Below are 17,888 nucleotides of genomic sequence, written 5' to 3'. Positions count from 1 at the left end.
ACACGCCCCGGACATGAACACTCCGCGCCCGAACGCGCACAGAGCGTGCCCGAACAAGATCAACGGACATGCCGGACACCCAAGACACCATCGGAGACCACCATGGCAACCATCCCCCCAACGCTCCTCACAGCCCTCCACGAGACCGCGGACCCGCTCCAGCGGGCAGCACGACTCGACGACCTCGCCGACGCCCACGAACTCACCGGAACCCCCAACCGGGCCCGGCTCCTCCGCCTCATCGCCGCCACCGAGACGATGCTCGCCCGCCCCGACAGCGAACCCGAAGACGACCCCGCATGGGACGAAGGAGCGTGGTGGCGGCTCGCCGGTACCGCCGACAGGCTCATCCGAGCCGAGCTGCTGGAGGAGCTCTGGCGGGACTGGGCGCTGACCGAGGTCGGCGGCGAGGACGCCGACATCCTCCTTGAGATCGCCGACACTGAGCGGCACGCCCACGACGTCGAAACCGACCTCGACCAGACGCCCAAGACGGCTGACGACGCCACGCTCGCCGACCTGGACGGCGGCTTCGACTTCGAGGCCGGACTCGCGGACGTGTACGCCCGCGCCACACGGCGCCGGGCAGCAGCCGATGCTGGGCGAGAAGACATCGTCGCCGAGCCCGTCGAGAGAGACGACCTCGCCCGAGCGGCAGCCAGCACGCCGCCGTCAACCGCGCTACGCGACGCCGTGGCCCGCATGGCGAAATACGTCGGCGCCGCCCTGGCCATGGCCGTACCCGTCCTGCTGGTCGTCGCCCCGCAGGCGCCGTGGCAGCTCAAGGCGGCCAGCGGCGCGGCAGCGTTCGTGGCCGTGCTGGGCTGGGTCGGTTGGACGTTGTGGAGAGGGCTGGACCGGTGACCGCCCGACGCCGCAGCACGCGACCTCCGACCCGCCGCAAGCCGACCCGCAAGCCGGCGGCTGCCCGCACCGTCTCAGCTCCGCGCGGCCGCTCCAGTTCAGGTGACCTGTCCAAACGGGCTCGTGCCGCCTACCGTGGGCTGGCGCGCGGCATCGGAAACCTGATCCGCGCCACCGCTGGCGGGCCCGAGAAGGTGGACGAACGTCAACGCCATGACGACGCCGCTCTGAGCCTGCTGCTCACCGCGGCGGCCATGCTCACGCTCGCGGACGGGCACGGCGTCAAGTGGCTCCAGGCCGTCGCCTACGCAGAGGCTGTGCCGTTCGGTGTCGCCTACCGGCTGGCCCCGCTGCTGCTGTTGTGGGTGGCCGTGCGGATCTGGCGCCGACCGGACGACCACCTGACTACGATGCGCCGCGGCGTCGGTGTGACCCTCGTCGTGGCCGTCATTCTCGGCCTGGTGCATCTGGCGCACGGCACGCCGACTCTCGGCGACGCCGCGGCGTGGGATCGCGTCGCGTCGGCCGGCGGCCTTCTCGGGCTGGCCACGTCCTGCCTGGTGCTGCTGATCCCCGCCTTCTTCGTGATCATGATCCAGGCAGGGGTGGCTGGCTACGGGCTCATCCTCGTGCTAGGCGGCCTGTCTCTTCCGGGCCGCGGCTCGACAAGGCGTCCACCCGAGCAGCCGGCCGCTCGGCGATACACGAACGAGGCCGAGGAGGTCGAGACAGCGGACGAGCGGAGCGAGTCCCCCGAACCCGAACCCGAACCTGAGGTCAGGGAAGACGCGCCCCCGCAGCCTGAACAGCCCGGCGAAGCGGACACGCAGCCAGCCGAAGCCCCGAAGACCGAACCCCGGCGGACCGCAGACAGGGCCTACTCCCCGCCCGACGTGGCCACGCTGAAAACCGCGCCAGCACCGCGGGCACGGACGAAGGCCAACGACGTGACTGCCGCGGCGATCGACGCCGTTCTGGCCGAGTTCTCCGTCAACGCCCACGTGATCAGCTACGCGCGCGGACCGCAGGTGACCCGCTACTACGTAGAGCTCGGCAAGGGCGTAAAGGTGGAGAAAGTCGTCGCCCTCCGCAACAACATCAAGCTCGGGGTGAAGAACGAGCACGCCCGCGTGCTCACCTCCGTCCCGGGCAAGTCGGCGATCGGAGTCGACGTCCCCAACGATGAACGCGACCTGGTGCGGCTGGGCGACCTCCTCCGCTCAGAGGAGGCCAAGCAGCGACGCCACCCACTTACCGTCGGACTGGGTAAAGACGTCGAAGGCAAGGCCATCATCGCGAACCTGGCCAAGACACCGCACCTGCTCATCGGCGGAGCGACCGGCAGCGGCAAGTCCGTGTGCGTCAACGGGCTGATCTGCAGTGTCCTCACCCGGGCCACCCCGGACCAGGTGCAGATGATCCTCATCGACCCCAAGCGGGTCGAGCTGTCGGCCTACCGCGGTATCCCCCACCTGATCACCCCCATCATCACCGAACCGCGCAAGGCGGCAGAGGCCCTGGAATGGCTGGTCGGCGAGATGGACCGGCGCTACGACGCGCTGGCCGAGCACGGGTGCAAGCACATCGACGATTACAACGCGGCCGTCCGCGACGGCACGTTGAAGGCGCCGTACGGCGCCGAAGAGCTCCAGCCCTACCCGTACATCCTGGCGCTCATCGACGAGCTGGCCGACCTGATGATGGTCGCGCCGAAAGACGTCGAAGACTCCATCGTCCGCATCACCCAGCTTGCCCGCGCCGCCGGCATCCACCTGGTGGTCGCCACACAACGGCCCAGCGTGAACGTGGTCACCGGTCTGATCAAGGCGAACATGCCGTCGCGGCTGGCCTTCGCCGTCGCCAGCAACACCGACTCGCGGGTCATCCTCGACGAGGTCGGCGCCGAGGACCTCATCGGCGCGGGCGACGGCCTCTACCTACCGATGGGGGCGAGTGGTCCGATCCGGCTGCAGTCGCCTCTCGTCGAGGAGAAGGAGATCAAGGCCATCGTCGCCCACTGCAAGAAGCAGGGCGCGCCCGCCTATCAGGACATCGACGCCCCCAGCCCGAGCGCGTCCAAGGAGCCGCCAGATGTCGGCGACGACCTCGACCTGCTCGTGCAGGCGGCCGAGCTGATCGTGACCACCCAGTTCGGCTCGACCTCGATGCTGCAACGCAAACTCCGCGTCGGCTTCGCCAAAGCCGGGCTGCTCATGGACCTGCTGGAGAGCCATGACGTTGTCGGCCCGAGCGACGGATCGAGGGCCCGCGAGGTGATCGTGAAGCCCGAAGGTCTGCCCGCCCTGCTCGCCGATCTTCGCGGCGAATAGCTGCACCGCCCCTTGACCACCCAGCCCAGTCCGGGCTGTGGACTGGAAACACAACACGCAAGGAGAAACACATGAACAAGACCCAGGCTGTCAACGCGGTCGCCGAGCGCGCCGACCTCGACAAGGCGGACGTGGCCGCGGTTATCGGCCATTTCCTCGCCGTCATCCAGGATGCGATCGCTGCTGGCGACAAGGTCGCCTTCGCCGAGTTCGGCTCGTTCGAGCAGGTGTACAAGCCCGCCCGTACCGCCCGTAATCCGCAGACCGGCGCCGAGGTACAGGTGCCGGAGTCGTGGGCGCCGAAGTTCCGTCCCGGCTCCAAGTTCAAGGAGGCCGTGAACGAGGGCGGCAAGACCGCGGCGACCGAGCAGGCCGCCTAACCCCCTGAGCCGGGTGTGTCCCAGCCGGAACCCTGCGGCTGGGACGCGCCCCACAACCGAAGGAGATCACCATCGTGACGGACACCGTCAGCGCGGCGGCCGAACCTCTCATCCCCGCCGACATGGACTGGCCAGCCTACGAGGAGGCGATCACGGCAGCTCTCGCCGATCGTGACCCGGGCGGGGCATGGCTACCAGTGTTCGACAGCCTCCTGCTCCTGTACGAGGCGCTCCGCCGCGAGGGCGACATGCCACGCTGCCATCTGCTGGCCCTCACAGCGGAGGCCGAGCACCGGACGCACTTCTGCGATGGCGAACCGGAGCCGCCGGTGGCGACGCTGGCCGACATCGATCAGGCCGTTGCCGACGGCGACCACGGCGCCTTACGCGCACACGCGTTCGGCCTGTGGCTGCACGTCTGGAACTGCGTTGCCCGCCGGGGCGACTACGACACGCTCGCTCGACTGGCCGGCGTGTGGCTGGCCCACGCCCGCTACTACCCGCCCGCACAGCTCGTCTCGGCCACCCCGCCGCTGTTCTGAAGCCCGCACCGGTAATCCCCGGTGTCCACATAGATAGGCGCCTCAGCCGCCCCCGTCGCGCGGCCGGGGCGCCCTCACCTCCACCCAAGCCTCAAGGAAGGCGACGTCCATGAACGACCAGCTGCCCGCCGCACGCAGGCCCGAGGACTACCTGCTTGCCGTGGCCGTCCTCACGCTCGGCGCCCTGACCATGCTGAACCAGCCGTACTTCGCCTACGCCCTGTCCAACGTCGGCTGGATCTCCTGGATCGTGCCCGGCCTCACCGCTCTGGCCGCCGCCAACTTCGCCTACGACCTGCTTCTCGTGCGTCGGATCGGCAGGCTGCCCACCGCCGTCGTCGGAGTCGGCATAGTCCTCCTCGTCGCCGTTCTGGTGGCGTACAAGGTGCACGTGTACTGGACATGAATCCTCATCCGCGCACTGACGCCCCGGCTGCATCTCGCGGCCGGGGCGTCCGTACGTTGGCGCCCACCACTCCCTGGCAGAGGCGATCCCGAACCAGGGACCAATGTCCGGTTTGTGTAGATTTGGCGCGTGCGAGTGTGGCGAGGTCCTGGCGGTATCGAGGTGGAGGCGATCGTCCTCGACAGAACGCCCCTCTACAAAATCACCCAGAAGGTCAACAATCGCCGATATTTCGTCGCCGACTGCCGAACGGTGCACGACGTGGAGAAGCACGTCGACCTGGCCGACCTGGTCGAGGTCATTTACCTACCTGGACGGCCCCCGAACCGGCCATAGATGTCACCAGCCCAGGCGTGCCGAGGTCGATCACGTCGCTGCTCGTCCGGATCACGCGGACGGGGTGGTCGTGGGCGTAGGCGCCGATGGCCAGAGCGAGCTTCGGTTCGACCTGGGAGGGCCAGACGCGAGCGCGAGCGAAGGCGATGAAGTCGGCGCTCAGCCGGGCGCGCCCTTCATTGAGGAACAGGTTGCCCCGGCCATGCTCGCGTTGCAGGGCATAAGCGGTGACGGAGTCGGGCTTCTCCGTCAGGCTGACCATCCGCCGGTGACCCCGGTCCGGACGGGTGGCGATGACGCCGCGTTGTGCGGCCAGGTCGTCGCAGAAGGGCCGGGCGAGCACGCTCACGCCGGGGGAAGCTTCGGCCAGATCGAGGAGCGGGTGCGCTCCCGGGTAGAGGTTGTCGGAGAAGACCACGTACAGCTCACCGGCCCCGGTCGTCGTGGTGGCGAAACGGTCATCTGCGTTGAAGATCGACGTCAGGTCCGCGTAGGGGCCGCGCTGGACGACGAACTCGACGAGCAGGTGCTTGTGCCGGTCGGGCTCGAAGAGGTCCTGGCCGGCCGCTTGCACGTAGCGGGTGCGGCTGTGCGGGCTGAGCGCCTGGCGGGCCCAGGTGGCGAAGGACGAATAGTACGGGTGGTGCACGATCACCACATGGGCGGGGCCAAGTTGGGCGATCTCCTCCAAGATGTGCACGATGCCAGGTCGGCCGGCCACCGGCAGGAACTCTTTGGGCAGGTAGCGAGACCAGCAGCCGACCCGCGTCCCCAGGCCGCCCGCCGCCACCACAACCCGTGTCCGCAGGGTTCCGGTCATCGGGCACCTTCCTCGGGTACGTTGCCGGAGTGAAGGTACGTGTCACTGGCGTCCTCATCGAGGATGACCGCATTCTGCTGCTCGACCAGGACACCGACAGCGGGCGTTCCTGGTCCCTGCCCGGCGGCAAAGTCGACCCGGGCGAATCCCTCGCCGAGGCGCTCGTGCGGGAGATGCGGGAGGAGACCGGCCTGCTCGTCGAGCCGGGCCGTCTCCTGTACGTGTGCGACTACCAAGCCGCCGACGTCCTGCACATGACGTTCGAGGTGAGCTGGAGTAGCCGCCGTGTCGCCGCCTTCGACCGCGACCACCCCGAGATGGTCCCGATCCGCGGCCTGGAGTGGGTGAAACTCGCCGACCTGCCCTCCAAGGGCTTCTCCCCGAGGTTCGCCGACCTCGCCCAAGATGGGTTCCCCGGCGCCGGGTCCTACATGGGCGCCAAGGCGAACATCGGCCTGTGACCGCGTGAACGCCGCCACCAGGCGGCCGTCCAGCACGCTCAACGGCAGGCTCCGCTCGGCCAGGCTGCTCATCCACTCGCCCAGCAGCCCGGCCACCAGGTCGACCGGCATCGGCCGGTCGAGATCGTCGGCGATGAGGCGGATACCGACGCCGCGAGAGCTGCCCGCCAGGTGGCGGTGCCGCAGCCGTAAGACCTCCTCCCGCGCCGACGGGGTGTTCCACGCGGCGCCGGCCAGCCACCTGCTCCCAGGCCCGCCGGCCGGATCAGGCCCGTCGACACACCACACCTGAACGTTGCCGAGCAGGTGGTGGATCTCCTCGACGCCGCGGCCCGATTCGATGACCGCCACGGTGTCACCCACCGCATAGTCGGCGTTGGTGGCCGTGGCACCGGCCATCAGACCGGCCATCTCAGACAGCAGCGGCAGGCGGGCGCCGTAGCGGGCCGCGAACGCGGCAGCGCCGATCCAAGTCACCCAGTACGCCGGATGGTTCTCGAGGCCGGGGCTGACCGTCCACCGGCCGTCGGCGTGGTCGCGGTGGAGGCGTCCGCCTCGCTCGTGCGGCATCTCGCAGCACAGCACGTACGCGCCGCCAGAGGTGTTGTGCAGGCCGTGGTCGGCGAGCTCGTTGAGGAAGTGAGCGTATTCGGCGTTGGTGACCAGCAGGTTGCGCCACGCCACCTGCCCGCGAGGCAGCCACGCGACCGGGCACGGGACCGGCTCGGCAGCCGTGGAAGAGTCAGCGGCGGCCCTGATGCGGGAGGCGGCGGTAGCCGGGGGCGGAGCCAACGCGTACAGGTGGTCTCCGGACAGCCAGCCCGCGGCCCTGCCCATCGCCTCGGATGAGATCGCCTCCTCCGCCACCAGCTGCTTGGCCGCGGCCAGGGAGGCTGCGAGGGTCTCACGCACGACTTCGGCCGAGCGGGCGCTGAGCTCGGCGACCAGTCGCGTCTTGTTCACCGTCGTCGCGAACGTGTCCTCCCCGATCGGTGCACAGGCTACGGCGGCGACGGGAAGCGGCACGCCCTCAAGCTCCGGCAGAATCCGAGCCAGTTCGGCCCATGCCGCGTTCCGGTCGGCCACAGCGTCTTCGTAGGCGATGGTGACCACGTCGCGACCGTCGAGCGCGCCGGCCAGCAGCAGCGTGTTGAGCACGTGCAGCCGGACCAGCGCCACCAGCTCGCTCGGCTTGTCGTCGGGGACCAGATCAGCCCACGCCTTCCACGTCGGGCGGCGTGTCATGGTCACCATGTGGCGGTACCTGGCGGCGTATCCCCACCGGGCGAACAGGTTGCCCCGCGCGAATGAGCTGGCAACGCCGAGCGGGCTGCGCGTGAGCACGGCCACGGGCGCGTCAGGGAACATCGCCAGCATGTTCGGCACGGCCAGGAAGAGGTTCGTCTCTTTGACCACCTGCCGGACTGGCGCGTACTTCGCCACCGCGAACGCCACCAGCCAGTGTTTGCCGTATGGGGTGAGGCGTTGGCCGACCCCCTCCGGGTTCAGCGGTGACAGCGGATGATCGGCGGTGAGTTGCTGCCGTAGCGGCTCGTTGTGCTGATCCATGAGCACGCGCAGCGTGTCCGACAGCCAGTTGGAGCCGACCCGCTCCATGCTGCCCAGCAGCAGCAACGGCGGATGGAGGCGTAACCCCTGAGTCGCAGCGGCCGTCCGCGCCTGCTCGACTCGGGCCGAGATTTCCTCCAGGGCGGCTCCCACAGCGTCGTGCTCGCGATCGCGCTGATCAGCTCCTATGCGGTGATCAGAGTGCATTGGTCCTCCCGTGTGCTCGGCTCGTGGCCTGCGCCACACGGTCGCGCCCTTGCCCGCATGGCATCAATGCCGGGGCAGGGGCATTGCCGCCGCGGCAATGTGCCTCGACGGAGCCGGACGTTACGCTCAGCCCGTGGTCGCTATGAGTCGAGCACGGCGGGCCGACCTAGCCCGCCAGGCCCGTGCCATCCGCCGGGCATGCGTGGATCAAGGCATGGGGGCCGCGCAGGTGGCCGCGGCTATTCTTCAGCGGCTGCCGGACATCTTGCCGTTGGAGGCGTGGCGGTTAGCGCGCGGCTGGTCCCGACCCGAGGCGTTGGCCAAACTCCTGGGTCTGTATGAGGCTGATGGACAGCCTCAACCCGACGTCACCACCTCGATGCTGTGCCGGTGGGAGCACGGCGATAGGGGCATACGCCCGGACTACAGGTACATGCTGTGCCGCCTCTACCACATGAGACCGGAGCAGTTGCGCCCCGGCGCCGCAGCTTGGCCGGCGCCTACCGAAACGCTCCAGCATCCCGGATCTGTTACACAACGCCACCGTGCGGTTACAGTACGAGATGGGAGCCATGACGACGAGGGGACCGAACCAATGCGGCGTCGCACACTACTCGCGGCCGGGCTGACCATCCCACTAGCGGCGCTCCAACGCCTGGACGATGCCCTGGCAGTGCCGCCGCAACCCAGCCAACCCGCCGAACCGACGCAGATCGCCCAGCAACTGCGGGCAGCGCGCCGACAATTCGACACCAGCGACTTGGCCGGCCTGGTAGCCGCCCTGCCCGGCCTGCTCGCATCAGCGGTGGAAGCGGCCGAACGAGCCGACACCCCCGCAGCGTGGGCGCTGGTCTCGGCCGCGCACGGTCTAGCCACCGACACCCTCAACAAGGTCGGCAACAAGCCCTCCGCCCGGCTCACGGCGGATCGGTCGATGCTGTACGCCAACCGATCCGAAGACCCAGTGGCTAAGGCCGCCTCGGCGCGAGCGCTGGGCATGATGCTGCGCATCCAAGGGCGCCCCGACCTCGCCGCCGCCGTCATGTCGAGGGGCATCGACCAGCTGACGGCAACCGGCGTGCGTACGACGGCTCAAGCCGACATGCACCTGCGTCTGCTGTGCGCGAGGGCCTACACCCACGCCTGGGGCGGGGACGAGTCGCGCGCCCTGGAGGGGATCGCCGAAGCAGAGCAGGCCGCCGCCCGGATACCGGCCATGGCCCCGACAGCCATGCCCTTCGCCGTGCTGTACCGCGCGAATATCGCCTACGCCCTCGGCGATCCCCGAACGGCGCTGCACGCTGCCCGCGACCTGCGGGACGGCATGTACCCGACGCCTGAGCGGCGTGGGCGGCTCCATACGGACCTCGCTCGTTTCTACTGGCAATGGGGCAAGCCCGAGGAGACCACGGCGGCGCTGCTGACGGCACACCGCCACGCACCCTCGGAGGTGCTCGACAGGCCATCGATCCGGCGGATCGCGAACGAGTTGGTGGAACGGCACCCACGGGTCGCCGGCGCGCGGCATCTTGCCAGGGCGATCAGCCGCCCTCAAGCCCTGCCTACCGTCTGAGGACGACATGCTCAACCGCAGGACGCTGCTCACGGCCGGAGCGTTCACCGTGGCTGGGCTCGCCCCTGCGAGGAACTCCCCCACCTCGCCAGAGCGCCGCGGCTACACCGGAGACGTCCAGCGGCTCAGGGGCACGACGAAGATGTTCGCCGATCTCGACGATCAGTACGGCGGCGGGCACGCCCGTACCGCCGTCGCCGCGTATCTCACTCGCGACGTGGCGCCGCTACTGCGCGGCACCAGCGGCCGAGCACGCCAGGACCTGCTCTGCGCGGCAGCGGAACTCACCTACCTGGCCGCTTACATGGCCATGGACGCCGGCGCCCACGACCTGGCCACCCGCTACTACATCAGCACGATCCGCCTTGCCAGCGAGGCTGGCGACGTGGTGCTGCGTGCGACCGGCCTACGCAGCATGGCTGTGCAAGCAGCCGAGCTCGGCCACCACACCGAAGCGTTCGACTTGGCCGAGGCCGCCGCGTCCAGTCTGGGTGGGCGCGGGCCGGACCGAACTCGGGCATGGGTGCGCGGCATGCAAGCCGAAGCCGCCGCCGGCGTAGGCGGCCGGTGGGACGCGTTGAACCTATTGCGCCAGGCCGAGGCCCAGCTTGAACGCGCCGACTCCCTACCGGAGGCCGACTGGACGGGCAATTACAGGAGGGAATCGTTCGAGCACCAGACCGGACTAACGCTCACCCAGCTTGGCGACCACGCCACCGCAGCCCGCCACTACGCCGCCTCCATGTCCGCACGCCGGCCGGTAGAGCGCCGCACCCGCGCCCTGATCGGGTTGCGTGCAGCCCACGCCTTCCTGCTCACGAGCGCCGTCGACGAGGCTGCCGCCATGGTCCTCAGTCTGGGTACGGACGTGCGCTCGATCTCGTCGGCGCGGGTACGCAACCAGCTTCGCCAGCTCCGCGCGGACTGGCAGCCATACCGGAGCAACGCCCAGATCGCCGCCGCCGACCGGCTGGTCACCAGCGCCTAGTCGGGTTGCCCGCTTGCTGCTGTCTCGTCGGCGGCCTCCCGGCGAGCTTTCTCCGCCGCCTCCTGGACTACTTTCTCTGCCGCCTGCCGGAGTGCCTTCTCCGCCTTCTGCCGGTTGTCTACCGTCCCCCACCAGGCGTGCTCCTGGATCTCCACCGCCAGGTCCCGGCACTTCGCTTGGGCTTCCAGCCACGGCGTGGCCCGGCCGGGCGCGGACAGCCTCTCCTGAGCAGTGACGAAGTCCACCCGCTTCTGCAGCAGGTCGGGCGGAATCTCGTAGTCGGCCATGGTGGATCTCCCCTGGTGCGTGGTTCGGGGGCGATCCTAGACCGAACACGCGTGCGAGCGACCGACCGGGCGCCCTACAGGGTGTTGGCTTCCATCTGCAGAGCCGTCCGCAAGGTGATGATCAGATGCCGACGGACATCCTCCGAGAGCTTGTCCCACTCCCAGATCTGCCGCTCGTAGGGATCGCTGAACGGATTGGTGTCGGGCTCGGGCGGCGGAGCTTCCTCGAGCATCTCAGGTGGCCGCACAGGAAGCTCGTCACGTTCGGCCTGCCCTGAGAGGACCAGCATCTCACCGAAGCTGTAGCCAAGCGCCTTCCCGATCCGGCGAAGAATAGCGTTCTCAACGCCAGCACCCTTCTTGAGGACACGGTTGACGCTCGAAACGCTCACACCCGCCTCGCGCGCAAACTCGGACTGGCCTCGCGCAGGGTCAAAACCGCGAGCAAGCATAGCCTTGCGTAACCAATCGCCAGGCCGACCTGCGAGTTCTCCCATACGCACAGAGCTTATGTCACGCTTTCCTGCGCCACAATGAACGCCTGGGGACCGAAGAGCGAGGCTCCGCGCTGGGGCCGGGTGTTGGCCGGAAGCGGACACGGCTTCCCGACAACCAGCGTGACATGCATGGCGTCTCACTCGTTGTCACGTTCCACACCTCCCACATCTGGAGCTGCGTTGCTCAAGCGTCTGCTCGTCTCTGCCGTCCTCGCCGGGTCGGCCCTCGCCGCGCCTGCTGTAGCGGCTCTGCCCGCCTCCGCCGCTGTCCAGGCCCATGCGGCGGCGTGCACCTACCAGCGGTCCGGTAGCCACTGGAACTGCGTGACTCCCGGCGCCTACTGCCCGGCAGCGGCCCACACCAAGTACGGGTACGCGAAGGTGACCAGCCACAAGTACAAGTGCTCCCAGTACTCCAACAAGCAGTGGCGGTGGAAGCGGGTCTGAGCAGCCGCCGGTCCGAGAACTGTCGGAGGCGTCGCCTACGCTGAGCCCCGGTCCGATGGGCTTCCCCGGCATGACGAAGAGCCCGCCACCCCCGGAATGGGAGTGGCGGGCTTCGTGTTTTCCACGAAACCTATTGCGCTTCGTATTTTACGAAGCTATGGTGATGGCAAGAGGTTACGGGAACAGCCCGAGACCCCGCCGGAAGGAACCGGTATGCAGCGCAACATCACCGCCATCACGACCAGCATCGACCTGGCCGAACTGATGAACACCCACGCGCCGCTCACCGCGGAGGACGCCACCGAAACCCCCCTCGACTGGCCCGGAGTCGGCCTGCTCGGCAATGACGGCCGGTTCGTCACCTACGACCTCGACCGGGACGCCAGCACCGCCACCCGCTGTGTCCTCGCAGACGGAACCGCCGCCGTCGAATACAAGACCTCCTGGCACGCCGGATGCCCGATGTTCCACACCATGCCGGAGATCGAGAAGCCTCACTGGTGCCCCGCCGAGTACGACACGACCACATGGGACGACGCCGACGCCGAAGTCCGCCTGGACTGGCGGTCGGTATACGTCGGGCAGGCGAGCTACGCCGACACCACCCAGTACGACACCGTCGAGGAAGCCCGCGAAGCGTACGAGCGCGAAATCGACGCCATGAACGAGGCGTTCCCCGCCGGCGCCGACGAGGACTGACCCACACCGCCACGCGCCCCCGACGCTCGGGGGCGCGTCGTCATATACCGAGGAGTCTCATGATGACCGCCTACACCGACCCGCCCGGTATGCCCGACGACGAGCGGATGACCGACGCTGAACTCAAGGTCGTACGCGAGTTTCTGGGCCTTTCACTTCAGTGGCTCGCCGACCATCTCGGCGTGTCCCTGCGTACCGTCCAGCACTGGGAGCAGGGCAAGTACGCCATCCCCGACGGGGTGCGACTCACCATCGAGGGTCTGGAATCCACCGCCGCCCAGCAGGTGGACGCTGGCGTCGGAGTGTTGAACGACGCGCCAGATGCCGTCATGGCAATCCCCCGCGTTGACTCCGACTGTCCGCCCGAATGCCCGTGGCCGCCGTCGTGGCACCGCGCAGTGTCCGCCCGTATCGCCCAGGAGATCCCAGGACTGTCCATCGTCTACACGGACACCATCAAGTAGCCGCTCAACGCGAAGAAGCCCGCCCATCCTCGAAAGGACAGGCGGGCTTCTCGCTCCCAGGCGTCTCTCGGCACCGTACGCCGCGAGACCTCCGATGCGCTATTGCTTGGTCTCACGGCCCCAAAGGTCCGCAACCAGATCGACTCCCTGAGGGGTGGCATAAGCCACCGGGAACACCGCGCCGTTCTGCGACTCTGTCTTCACGCTGAAGTGCCCGGAATTCTGGCTCGTGGTCCGGGGAAGGTTACGAGCGCCACCGTTGCGCGACACCTGACGACGAAACAGGTTGATCTCGACCAGCCAGCTCGTGAGTGTCTTGGCGTTGGTCTGCAAGATGTCGGCCAGCTCGGTCATCCCGATCAGGCCCTCGGAGTTGCAGTAGGCGTCCCACTTGCCCGCCTTCGGCTTAGCGATCGCCAGTTCCTTGGAGACCTGCTGCTCGCGCTCCAGAACGGCGACGTACTTGCGCGCCATCTCCAGCTCGGACATCGGCCTGTTGGTGGCGATCTCCGCCTCGCGTGTCCTCACCGCGAAGTACGCCTGCGCGGCGGCAACCTGCGGCTTATTCGGGTCGCCGTTCATGGCGATCAGGTAGGCGGCGTAGCGGTTCAGCCGGTAGTCGACTCGGGGAGCACCTCCGGTGCCTTCTTGCCGGAGGCGGCAAAAAGCCTGTTCAGAGTAGGTGGCGGTGTTCTCGGCCGAGCGGATGGCGCGCTCGATGGAGTCTTCGAAACGACGCCACTGGTCGTAGCCCATGACGGACTGGAGCTCGCGCGCGAACCAGTATTCGCCCTGCTCGTCCTCGCGTCGGATAGCGTCGAACGGCGAATCGGGCCCCGCCCCACCATTGCTGGTACGCGCAATGCTATTTTCGGACACGTCAACTCTTCCGTTCTGGAGTTGGCCGAACCCGGGCCTGTTCGCGCAGGTGCCGGGTCTTGAATCGAACTTGGCATCGATTCTCCCAGTAGCCACCTGTGTGCAATGCGCGCATTACGGACGTGTCGACTGGGAGAAATCTCACTTCGATAACGGGAACACCTGATAGCCCATTGGAAGCGGAATCCATGCTTGCCAGACGGGACATGGCGGGTGCCCAGGTCGGCCGTACAACACGAAGGAGCCCGCCCTCCGAAGAGGACGGGCTCCTAAGTTGGAGACGACGGCTCTGCCACCGTACGCCGTGGACGGGTTGAGACGCCAGACAAGCGCCGCCCGGCTCCCGCAATGGGGAACCGAGCGGCGCTCTCAAGCAACAGCAGAGGAGTTGATGCGACGATGGATGGCATGACTCCCGACCATCTCGCCGACCTGTACGACGCGGCACCCCTGGCGATGCGACTGCAGGGCGGCCCGTACGACGGCGAGCGGGTGGTCCTGCCGCAGCGAGAATGGCCGTTGAGGTGGCTCATGCCCGACCGGTCGGACCCCGCCGCGATGTACTCCCGCACCGACGCGCCAGACCTAGACCCGCTCGGGGTATCGAGGTGGCCGGTGTACGACTACACCGACTCCGTCAACGACCAGGGCGAACGGATCTACAGATACAAGGGCGACCACTGAAGAGGGGCCGGGCGGCCCGAAGGCGACCCGACCCCGTAAGTACCCGCCGCTGTACCACCGTCGTGGGTGCCAGGGTTTCCCATGGCAGAGGCGGGCAGATCAGCCTAGCGAACCAGGCTGACACCCTTCGGCGACGACACCTGACGGACGAACATGCTGACGCCCATCGCGACGAACGCCATGATGGCCGTCGTCTGGTCACCCGACAGGGCCAGGCCAAACACCAGCGCCAGCGTGATACCCGCCTGAGCGAAGCCCAGCACCGCCGACTGGATCGAGGATCCGCCGTCCGCTGCTCGAGTAACGACCGCCGTCCACACGCCGATCGCAGCAGCCGCTATCGCGTTGATAGCACCCACCTGGTCGGAGGTGAGCGGCAGCACGAACGCCGTCAGCATCTGGAGGGCCGCCGACAGAAAGCCCAGGATGATGGCCGGTTCACGGCCGAACAAGGTTGGAGAAGAAGCCATGTCAGCCTCCTACGGCTTGACGGTGTAGCCGTTGTCGAAGTCGTAGGCGAACGACTCCGAGTCGGATCCCTTGGTGATCCAGGCGGTGTCGCCGCCGTTGCCCCAGATGTGGCCGTGGTAGCCGCAGAGGCTGTTCATGTAGAGCGCGTGGACCGAACCGCCGGCCGACACCGCGGGGACGCCCCGACCGCTGTAGACGCGCACCGTGTGGCCAGCGGGCAGCATGACGCTTCCGTCCGCGCCCGTGACGATCCCAGCCAGCGAGGTGACCTTGAGCGTGTTGCAGTTGCGGTCGTTGTCGTCGACGTGGCTCTTGGCCCACTGATCAGCGACGACCAGGCCCGCCACGTTCACCGCGTCGGCGCCGGTATTGCGGACGTCGACGAATTCCTGGTTCCTGTTCCAGACGGTGTCGCTGCCGTAGGCGTTGTAGCCGACCTGCGTGATGGCCAGGCCCGGCACGTCCGCAGAAGCGGTGGCCGAGGCTGGAGCGCCGGTCAGGCCCGCGGCGGCGATGACAGCGGCGAATAGGACAGCGCTCTTGCGCATGAGGGATGCTCCTCGGATGGGGGAAATGCGAAAGGCGGACCACATACGGCAGTCCGCCCAGGGACCGAGAATCGAACTCGGGAAGCCGGTCCTCAGTTACCGATCAGTTAGCGGCAAGACCTGGCGCCAGACTCCACGCCTGCGACACAATCACCCGCTGTGGCCGATCAAGAAACGTACGAACAGAAGCTCAACGCGGTGATCCGCGAAGCGAAATGGCGGAACCTACTGGCACTGTCAGGCATGGTCGTGAGGCAGATCATCTATGCCGCGGTCGTGTGCGCAGCAGTCGGCTACTTCTACGGCCTCGACCTGGACGCCTACCCGGACCTGCTGCTGGCAGGGGTCCCCGTCGGCACCGCCGTGTTCCTGATCATCGCTACGCACAAGTCCGACAACCGCAACGCGGAAGCCGTTTTGCGAGCAGGCGTTACCTGGACGACATCCAAGCGCAAGACGCTCATCCCGCCGGACAAGCCCGTGCCCGCCGCTGAGGGGTTGTAGAGGGCGTTCCTGGTACGGCCAGTAGCGCAGCCAGAGGCCGTCGCTCATCAGGAGACGCGCAGCACGGCGGTCCAGGTCTTGGGCCCGCACACGCCGTCCTGGTCGAGTTTCTTCAGCTCCTGGAAGTGCTTCACGTCAGCGGTGAGGGCGGCATCGAATGCCGTCTTCTCCAGCCAGGCGCGCAGCCCCGCCGCAGCGTACCGGTCCTCGCCTACGGTGCCGCGTGCGAACAGGTTCGCCCGGAGCGTCTTGACGTCGTAGTTGTCGGCCCCGGCCTTGAGTGTGGGCAGCTGCTTCACGATCTCCTCCGTCCAATCCGCTTCCGGATCCGGCCTGGGCAGCGCCGGCTCGCGGTTGACCAGGTGCATGAACTCGTCCCACGGGAAGTACGGTCCCGGATCGCTGTGGTCGGTCTGGTGGAAGGCGTTGCTCACGTCAACGTGGCCGCACACACCTTGGGCGCCGGCCTTGAGCTGGGCGACGGTCAGCTTCCGCATCGGGATGTCGTGCCGCTGGCACAGGTCTCGCGTCCTGGCCGCGGCCTCCTCGACGGCCGGCCACACCTTGTCCGACAGCCACTGGGCGCGCGTGTATGACGCTTCACCGCAGATCTCGATGCCGATCGAGTGGCTATTGGGCGGAGCGTGCCATGCGATGACACTCTCCGGGACGCAGTGCTCCTCGCGCCGGCTGGAGTCGTAAATGTAGTGCGCCGATCCGCCGGAGGATGCCATCGCGAAGTACTTCGCCGTACCGCTGGCCGCGCCCTTCTTGCTCGCGGCCGGGTAGCCGACACCCGGGCAGGTGGCGTGAATGATCACCCTGCGGATCGGCAGATTCCCGGCGCCGGAGTTGTGCACGGCACGCCGGCTGATCGGCGGTTCTCCCGGCTTCATTGAGGGTCCTCCTATGTCGGCTTGCACGTGTAGCTGGTGGATCCGGTCTCGACTGGTGTGCAGGTGTACGTGACGGGGCCGATGTCGAATGTCCAGCTGCTCGGCGGTGGGCCGGTCTCCCCGCGGGGCCCGGTTTCGCCCTTGGGCCCAGCAACGGTGGAGTCCGCGCCGTCTTTCCCGTCCTTGCCGTCCACGCCCGGCTTCCCATCGGCTCCCGGAGGACCGGTAACGGTGGCTCCGGGCTCGCCGCGGTCGCCTTTCTCCCCGGCCAGGCCGCGGGCGGGCGGATGATCCCTCAGGTACACCGCGACAGCCGCAGCGACCTCCCCCGACGTTGGAGCGCGGCCGGACGCCGGCGGATGCTCGCGCAGGTACGCGGCCACAGCGGCGGAGATCTCGGCTGTGGTTGGCGCCCGGCCTGGAGTTCCCGGGTCGCCCTTGTCCCCGACTTTTCCGCGCTCCCCAGGAGGGCCAGCGGACGGTGACACGAGTGGCACGCCGCCCATCCTTTTCACCTGGTCGGACAGCACGGCGCTGTCCGATTCGGCCTGGCGCAGCTGCTCGCCGAGAGCGTGGATCTGCATCGAGATGACCACCACCAGCACGCCGATCACAGCGGCGGCGGCGACGAGCAGCCAGTTGCGGCGTAGTCGCCGCACATGCACACCCATCAGGCCCCCTGCCGGGCGAGCCAGATCTGCACGACGATCCCCACGAGCACGAACACCGCGGGGACGATGCCCGCGTACACGGCCTGCCTCATGTTGGTGCCGCGCCGCTCCGTGGCCGCGTCGATGCTCGCCTTGAGCGCCCGCATGTCCTCGGTCAGCTGGCGCCGCAGCTCGACGACGTCCGATTCGAGTTCGCCGAACCGCCTGTCGTCGTAGCGCCTGTCAGCCGTGTACTCGGTCCGTTGGACGAGCTGGGTCAACGACATGGTTACGTGGTCGATCCGGCGGGAGACCTCGCCCAGGGACGGCTCATCAGCCACATCGCTCCTCGCCGTGAGAGTTGGGGGTGCCGCGCGCCCGGCACC

Annotated in this window: 23 protein-coding genes and 1 pseudogene; 14 read left to right on the top strand and 10 right to left on the bottom strand. The window is 68.1% G+C overall.

Translation table 11 applies throughout. From position 1 onward, the window contains the following. Nucleotides 1-102 precede the first annotated feature (102 nt). The 6 genes from AB0B64_RS20400 (at nt 103) to AB0B64_RS20375 (ending at nt 4,858) form a co-directional block, all read left to right on the top strand. Nucleotides 103-864 (top strand): hypothetical protein, encoded by a 762-nt coding sequence (locus AB0B64_RS20400; RefSeq protein WP_358179018.1) that lies wholly within the window; start codon nt 103-105, stop codon nt 862-864. Then, nucleotides 861-3,194, top strand: a complete 2,334-nt coding sequence (locus tag AB0B64_RS20395; protein ID WP_358179016.1) for a DNA translocase FtsK — start codon at nt 861-863, stop codon at nt 3,192-3,194. Before AB0B64_RS20400 ends, AB0B64_RS20395 begins: the two co-directional genes overlap by 4 nt. Nucleotides 3,195-3,265: 71 nt before the next feature. Next, a complete protein-coding gene (locus AB0B64_RS20390; RefSeq protein ID WP_358179014.1) occupies nt 3,266-3,574 on the top strand; it encodes an HU family DNA-binding protein in 309 nt (102 codons plus the stop codon). A gap of 74 nt (nt 3,575-3,648) precedes the next feature. Further along, on the top strand, nt 3,649-4,116 hold the full coding sequence (locus tag AB0B64_RS20385) for a hypothetical protein (protein WP_358179012.1): 468 nt from the start codon (nt 3,649-3,651) through the stop codon (nt 4,114-4,116). A 109-nt stretch (nt 4,117-4,225) separates the two neighbouring features. Further along, entirely contained in the window at nt 4,226-4,522 is a 297-nt protein-coding gene (locus AB0B64_RS20380; RefSeq protein ID WP_358179010.1) for a hypothetical protein, read from the top strand. Between the two features lie 129 nt (nt 4,523-4,651). Beyond that, on the top strand, nt 4,652-4,858 hold the full coding sequence (locus tag AB0B64_RS20375) for a transposase (RefSeq protein ID WP_358179008.1): 207 nt from the start codon (nt 4,652-4,654) through the stop codon (nt 4,856-4,858). On the opposite strand, the gene AB0B64_RS20370 is transcribed toward AB0B64_RS20375, so the two are convergent. Further along, nucleotides 4,821-5,678, bottom strand: a complete 858-nt coding sequence (locus AB0B64_RS20370) for a sugar phosphate nucleotidyltransferase (protein WP_358179006.1) — start codon at nt 5,676-5,678, stop codon at nt 4,821-4,823. The genes AB0B64_RS20375 and AB0B64_RS20370 overlap by 38 nt on opposite strands. On the opposite strand from AB0B64_RS20370, the gene AB0B64_RS20365 reads away from it, so the two are divergent. Further along, nucleotides 5,657-6,139, top strand: coding sequence for an NUDIX hydrolase (locus AB0B64_RS20365; protein ID WP_358179433.1), 483 nt, complete (start codon nt 5,657-5,659; stop codon nt 6,137-6,139). The two genes, AB0B64_RS20370 and AB0B64_RS20365, sit on opposite strands and share 22 nt — an antisense overlap. A 363-nt stretch (nt 6,140-6,502) precedes the next feature. On the opposite strand, the pseudogene AB0B64_RS20360 reads toward AB0B64_RS20365, so the two are convergent. After that, nucleotides 6,503-6,976, bottom strand: a pseudogene (locus tag AB0B64_RS20360) (SUMF1/EgtB/PvdO family nonheme iron enzyme); the annotation flags it as partial. A gap of 1,534 nt (nt 6,977-8,510) precedes the next feature. Between AB0B64_RS20360 and AB0B64_RS20355 the strand changes: the two are divergent. Both AB0B64_RS20355 and AB0B64_RS20350 read left to right on the top strand, forming a co-directional pair. Further along, nucleotides 8,511-9,488: a hypothetical protein gene (locus tag AB0B64_RS20355; RefSeq protein WP_358179004.1), complete on the top strand. Its 978-nt coding sequence runs from the start codon at nt 8,511-8,513 to the stop codon at nt 9,486-9,488. 7 nt (nt 9,489-9,495) lie between these two features. Beyond that, nucleotides 9,496-10,476 (top strand): hypothetical protein, encoded by a 981-nt coding sequence (locus tag AB0B64_RS20350; RefSeq protein WP_358179002.1) that lies wholly within the window; start codon nt 9,496-9,498, stop codon nt 10,474-10,476. Here AB0B64_RS20350 and AB0B64_RS20345 read toward each other — a convergent pair. Together AB0B64_RS20345 and AB0B64_RS20340 are read right to left on the bottom strand one after the other, a co-directional pair. Further along, nucleotides 10,473-10,763 carry a hypothetical protein gene (locus tag AB0B64_RS20345; protein WP_358179000.1) on the bottom strand — a complete coding sequence of 97 codons (291 nt, stop codon included), beginning with the start codon at nt 10,761-10,763 and terminating at the stop codon, nt 10,473-10,475. The two genes, AB0B64_RS20350 and AB0B64_RS20345, sit on opposite strands and share 4 nt — an antisense overlap. 74 nt (nt 10,764-10,837) lie before the next feature. Next, nucleotides 10,838-11,260: a helix-turn-helix transcriptional regulator gene (locus AB0B64_RS20340; RefSeq protein WP_358178998.1), complete on the bottom strand. Its 423-nt coding sequence runs from the start codon at nt 11,258-11,260 to the stop codon at nt 10,838-10,840. 180 nt (nt 11,261-11,440) lie between these two features. On the opposite strand from AB0B64_RS20340, the gene AB0B64_RS20335 reads away from it, so the two are divergent. The 3 genes from AB0B64_RS20335 (at nt 11,441) to AB0B64_RS20325 (ending at nt 12,870) form a co-directional block, all read left to right on the top strand. Next, a complete protein-coding gene (locus AB0B64_RS20335) occupies nt 11,441-11,707 on the top strand; it encodes a hypothetical protein (RefSeq protein ID WP_358178996.1) in 267 nt (88 codons plus the stop codon). A gap of 213 nt (nt 11,708-11,920) precedes the next feature. Beyond that, nucleotides 11,921-12,406, top strand: a complete 486-nt coding sequence (locus tag AB0B64_RS20330; protein WP_358178994.1) for a hypothetical protein — start codon at nt 11,921-11,923, stop codon at nt 12,404-12,406. 59 nt (nt 12,407-12,465) lie between these two features. Continuing rightward, nucleotides 12,466-12,870 (top strand): DUF1870 family protein, encoded by a 405-nt coding sequence (locus AB0B64_RS20325; RefSeq protein WP_358178992.1) that lies wholly within the window; start codon nt 12,466-12,468, stop codon nt 12,868-12,870. 99 nt (nt 12,871-12,969) lie between these two features. Here the strand turns inward: AB0B64_RS20325 and AB0B64_RS20320 are convergent, their stop codons facing one another. Continuing rightward, nucleotides 12,970-13,749 carry a phage antirepressor KilAC domain-containing protein gene (locus tag AB0B64_RS20320; RefSeq protein WP_358178990.1) on the bottom strand — a complete coding sequence of 260 codons (780 nt, stop codon included), beginning with the start codon at nt 13,747-13,749 and terminating at the stop codon, nt 12,970-12,972. A gap of 408 nt (nt 13,750-14,157) precedes the next feature. On the opposite strand from AB0B64_RS20320, the gene AB0B64_RS20315 reads away from it, so the two are divergent. After that, the gene (locus tag AB0B64_RS20315; protein ID WP_358178988.1) at nt 14,158-14,433 is read left to right on the top strand and encodes a hypothetical protein; all 276 of its coding nucleotides are present in this window, start codon (nt 14,158-14,160) and stop codon (nt 14,431-14,433) included. Nucleotides 14,434-14,537: 104 nt separating this feature from the next. Here the strand turns inward: AB0B64_RS20315 and AB0B64_RS20310 are convergent, their stop codons facing one another. Both AB0B64_RS20310 and AB0B64_RS20305 read right to left on the bottom strand, forming a co-directional pair. Continuing rightward, complete coding sequence (locus tag AB0B64_RS20310) at nt 14,538-14,903, bottom strand: hypothetical protein (RefSeq protein WP_358178986.1); 366 nt, start codon at nt 14,901-14,903, stop codon at nt 14,538-14,540. A gap of 9 nt (nt 14,904-14,912) precedes the next feature. Next, nucleotides 14,913-15,452, bottom strand: a complete 540-nt coding sequence (locus AB0B64_RS20305; RefSeq protein WP_358178984.1) for a hypothetical protein — start codon at nt 15,450-15,452, stop codon at nt 14,913-14,915. A gap of 159 nt (nt 15,453-15,611) precedes the next feature. Between AB0B64_RS20305 and AB0B64_RS20300 the strand changes: the two genes are divergently transcribed. Then, nucleotides 15,612-15,956: a hypothetical protein gene (locus AB0B64_RS20300; RefSeq protein ID WP_358178982.1), complete on the top strand. Its 345-nt coding sequence runs from the start codon at nt 15,612-15,614 to the stop codon at nt 15,954-15,956. Nucleotides 15,957-16,003: 47 nt separating this feature from the next. On the opposite strand, the gene AB0B64_RS20295 is transcribed toward AB0B64_RS20300, so the two are convergent. The 3 genes from AB0B64_RS20295 to AB0B64_RS20285 are packed head-to-tail and all read right to left on the bottom strand — an operon-like array spanning nt 16,004 to nt 17,843. Beyond that, nucleotides 16,004-16,852 (bottom strand): N-acetylmuramoyl-L-alanine amidase, encoded by an 849-nt coding sequence (locus AB0B64_RS20295; protein ID WP_358178980.1) that lies wholly within the window; start codon nt 16,850-16,852, stop codon nt 16,004-16,006. Nucleotides 16,853-16,863: 11 nt separating this feature from the next. After that, a complete protein-coding gene (locus AB0B64_RS20290; RefSeq protein ID WP_358178978.1) occupies nt 16,864-17,523 on the bottom strand; it encodes a hypothetical protein in 660 nt (219 codons plus the stop codon). Beyond that, nucleotides 17,523-17,843, bottom strand: coding sequence for a hypothetical protein (locus tag AB0B64_RS20285; RefSeq protein WP_358178977.1), 321 nt, complete (start codon nt 17,841-17,843; stop codon nt 17,523-17,525). Before AB0B64_RS20285 ends, AB0B64_RS20290 begins: the two co-directional genes overlap by 1 nt. Nucleotides 17,844-17,888: the final 45 nt, after the last annotated feature.

The sequence above is a fragment of the Nonomuraea sp. NPDC049129 genome (assembly GCF_040648495.1).
Taxonomy (GTDB): domain Bacteria; phylum Actinomycetota; class Actinomycetes; order Streptosporangiales; family Streptosporangiaceae; genus Nonomuraea.
This window is presented reverse-complemented; position numbering and strand designations above follow the sequence as displayed.

What these genes read in the sequence shown, in the direction of transcription:
- AB0B64_RS20400 (WP_358179018.1), top strand. Translation starts at nt 103, where the DNA reads ATGGCAACCATCCCCCCAACGCTCCTCACAGCCCTCCACGAGACCGCG.
- AB0B64_RS20390 (WP_358179014.1), top strand. Translation starts at nt 3,266, where the DNA reads ATGAACAAGACCCAGGCTGTCAACGCGGTCGCCGAGCGCGCCGACCTC.
- AB0B64_RS20380 (WP_358179010.1), top strand. Translation starts at nt 4,226, where the DNA reads ATGAACGACCAGCTGCCCGCCGCACGCAGGCCCGAGGACTACCTGCTT.
- AB0B64_RS20370 (WP_358179006.1), bottom strand. Translation starts at nt 5,678, where the DNA reads ATGACCGGAACCCTGCGGACACGGGTTGTGGTGGCGGCGGGCGGCCTG.
- AB0B64_RS20355 (WP_358179004.1), top strand. Translation starts at nt 8,511, where the DNA reads ATGCGGCGTCGCACACTACTCGCGGCCGGGCTGACCATCCCACTAGCG.
- AB0B64_RS20350 (WP_358179002.1), top strand. Translation starts at nt 9,496, where the DNA reads ATGCTCAACCGCAGGACGCTGCTCACGGCCGGAGCGTTCACCGTGGCT.
- AB0B64_RS20345 (WP_358179000.1), bottom strand. Translation starts at nt 10,763, where the DNA reads ATGGCCGACTACGAGATTCCGCCCGACCTGCTGCAGAAGCGGGTGGAC.
- AB0B64_RS20340 (WP_358178998.1), bottom strand. Translation starts at nt 11,260, where the DNA reads ATGGGAGAACTCGCAGGTCGGCCTGGCGATTGGTTACGCAAGGCTATG.
- AB0B64_RS20330 (WP_358178994.1), top strand. Translation starts at nt 11,921, where the DNA reads ATGCAGCGCAACATCACCGCCATCACGACCAGCATCGACCTGGCCGAA.
- AB0B64_RS20325 (WP_358178992.1), top strand. Translation starts at nt 12,466, where the DNA reads ATGATGACCGCCTACACCGACCCGCCCGGTATGCCCGACGACGAGCGG.
- AB0B64_RS20315 (WP_358178988.1), top strand. Translation starts at nt 14,158, where the DNA reads ATGACTCCCGACCATCTCGCCGACCTGTACGACGCGGCACCCCTGGCG.
- AB0B64_RS20310 (WP_358178986.1), bottom strand. Translation starts at nt 14,903, where the DNA reads ATGGCTTCTTCTCCAACCTTGTTCGGCCGTGAACCGGCCATCATCCTG.
- AB0B64_RS20305 (WP_358178984.1), bottom strand. Translation starts at nt 15,452, where the DNA reads ATGCGCAAGAGCGCTGTCCTATTCGCCGCTGTCATCGCCGCCGCGGGC.
- AB0B64_RS20295 (WP_358178980.1), bottom strand. Translation starts at nt 16,852, where the DNA reads ATGAAGCCGGGAGAACCGCCGATCAGCCGGCGTGCCGTGCACAACTCC.
- AB0B64_RS20290 (WP_358178978.1), bottom strand. Translation starts at nt 17,523, where the DNA reads ATGGGTGTGCATGTGCGGCGACTACGCCGCAACTGGCTGCTCGTCGCC.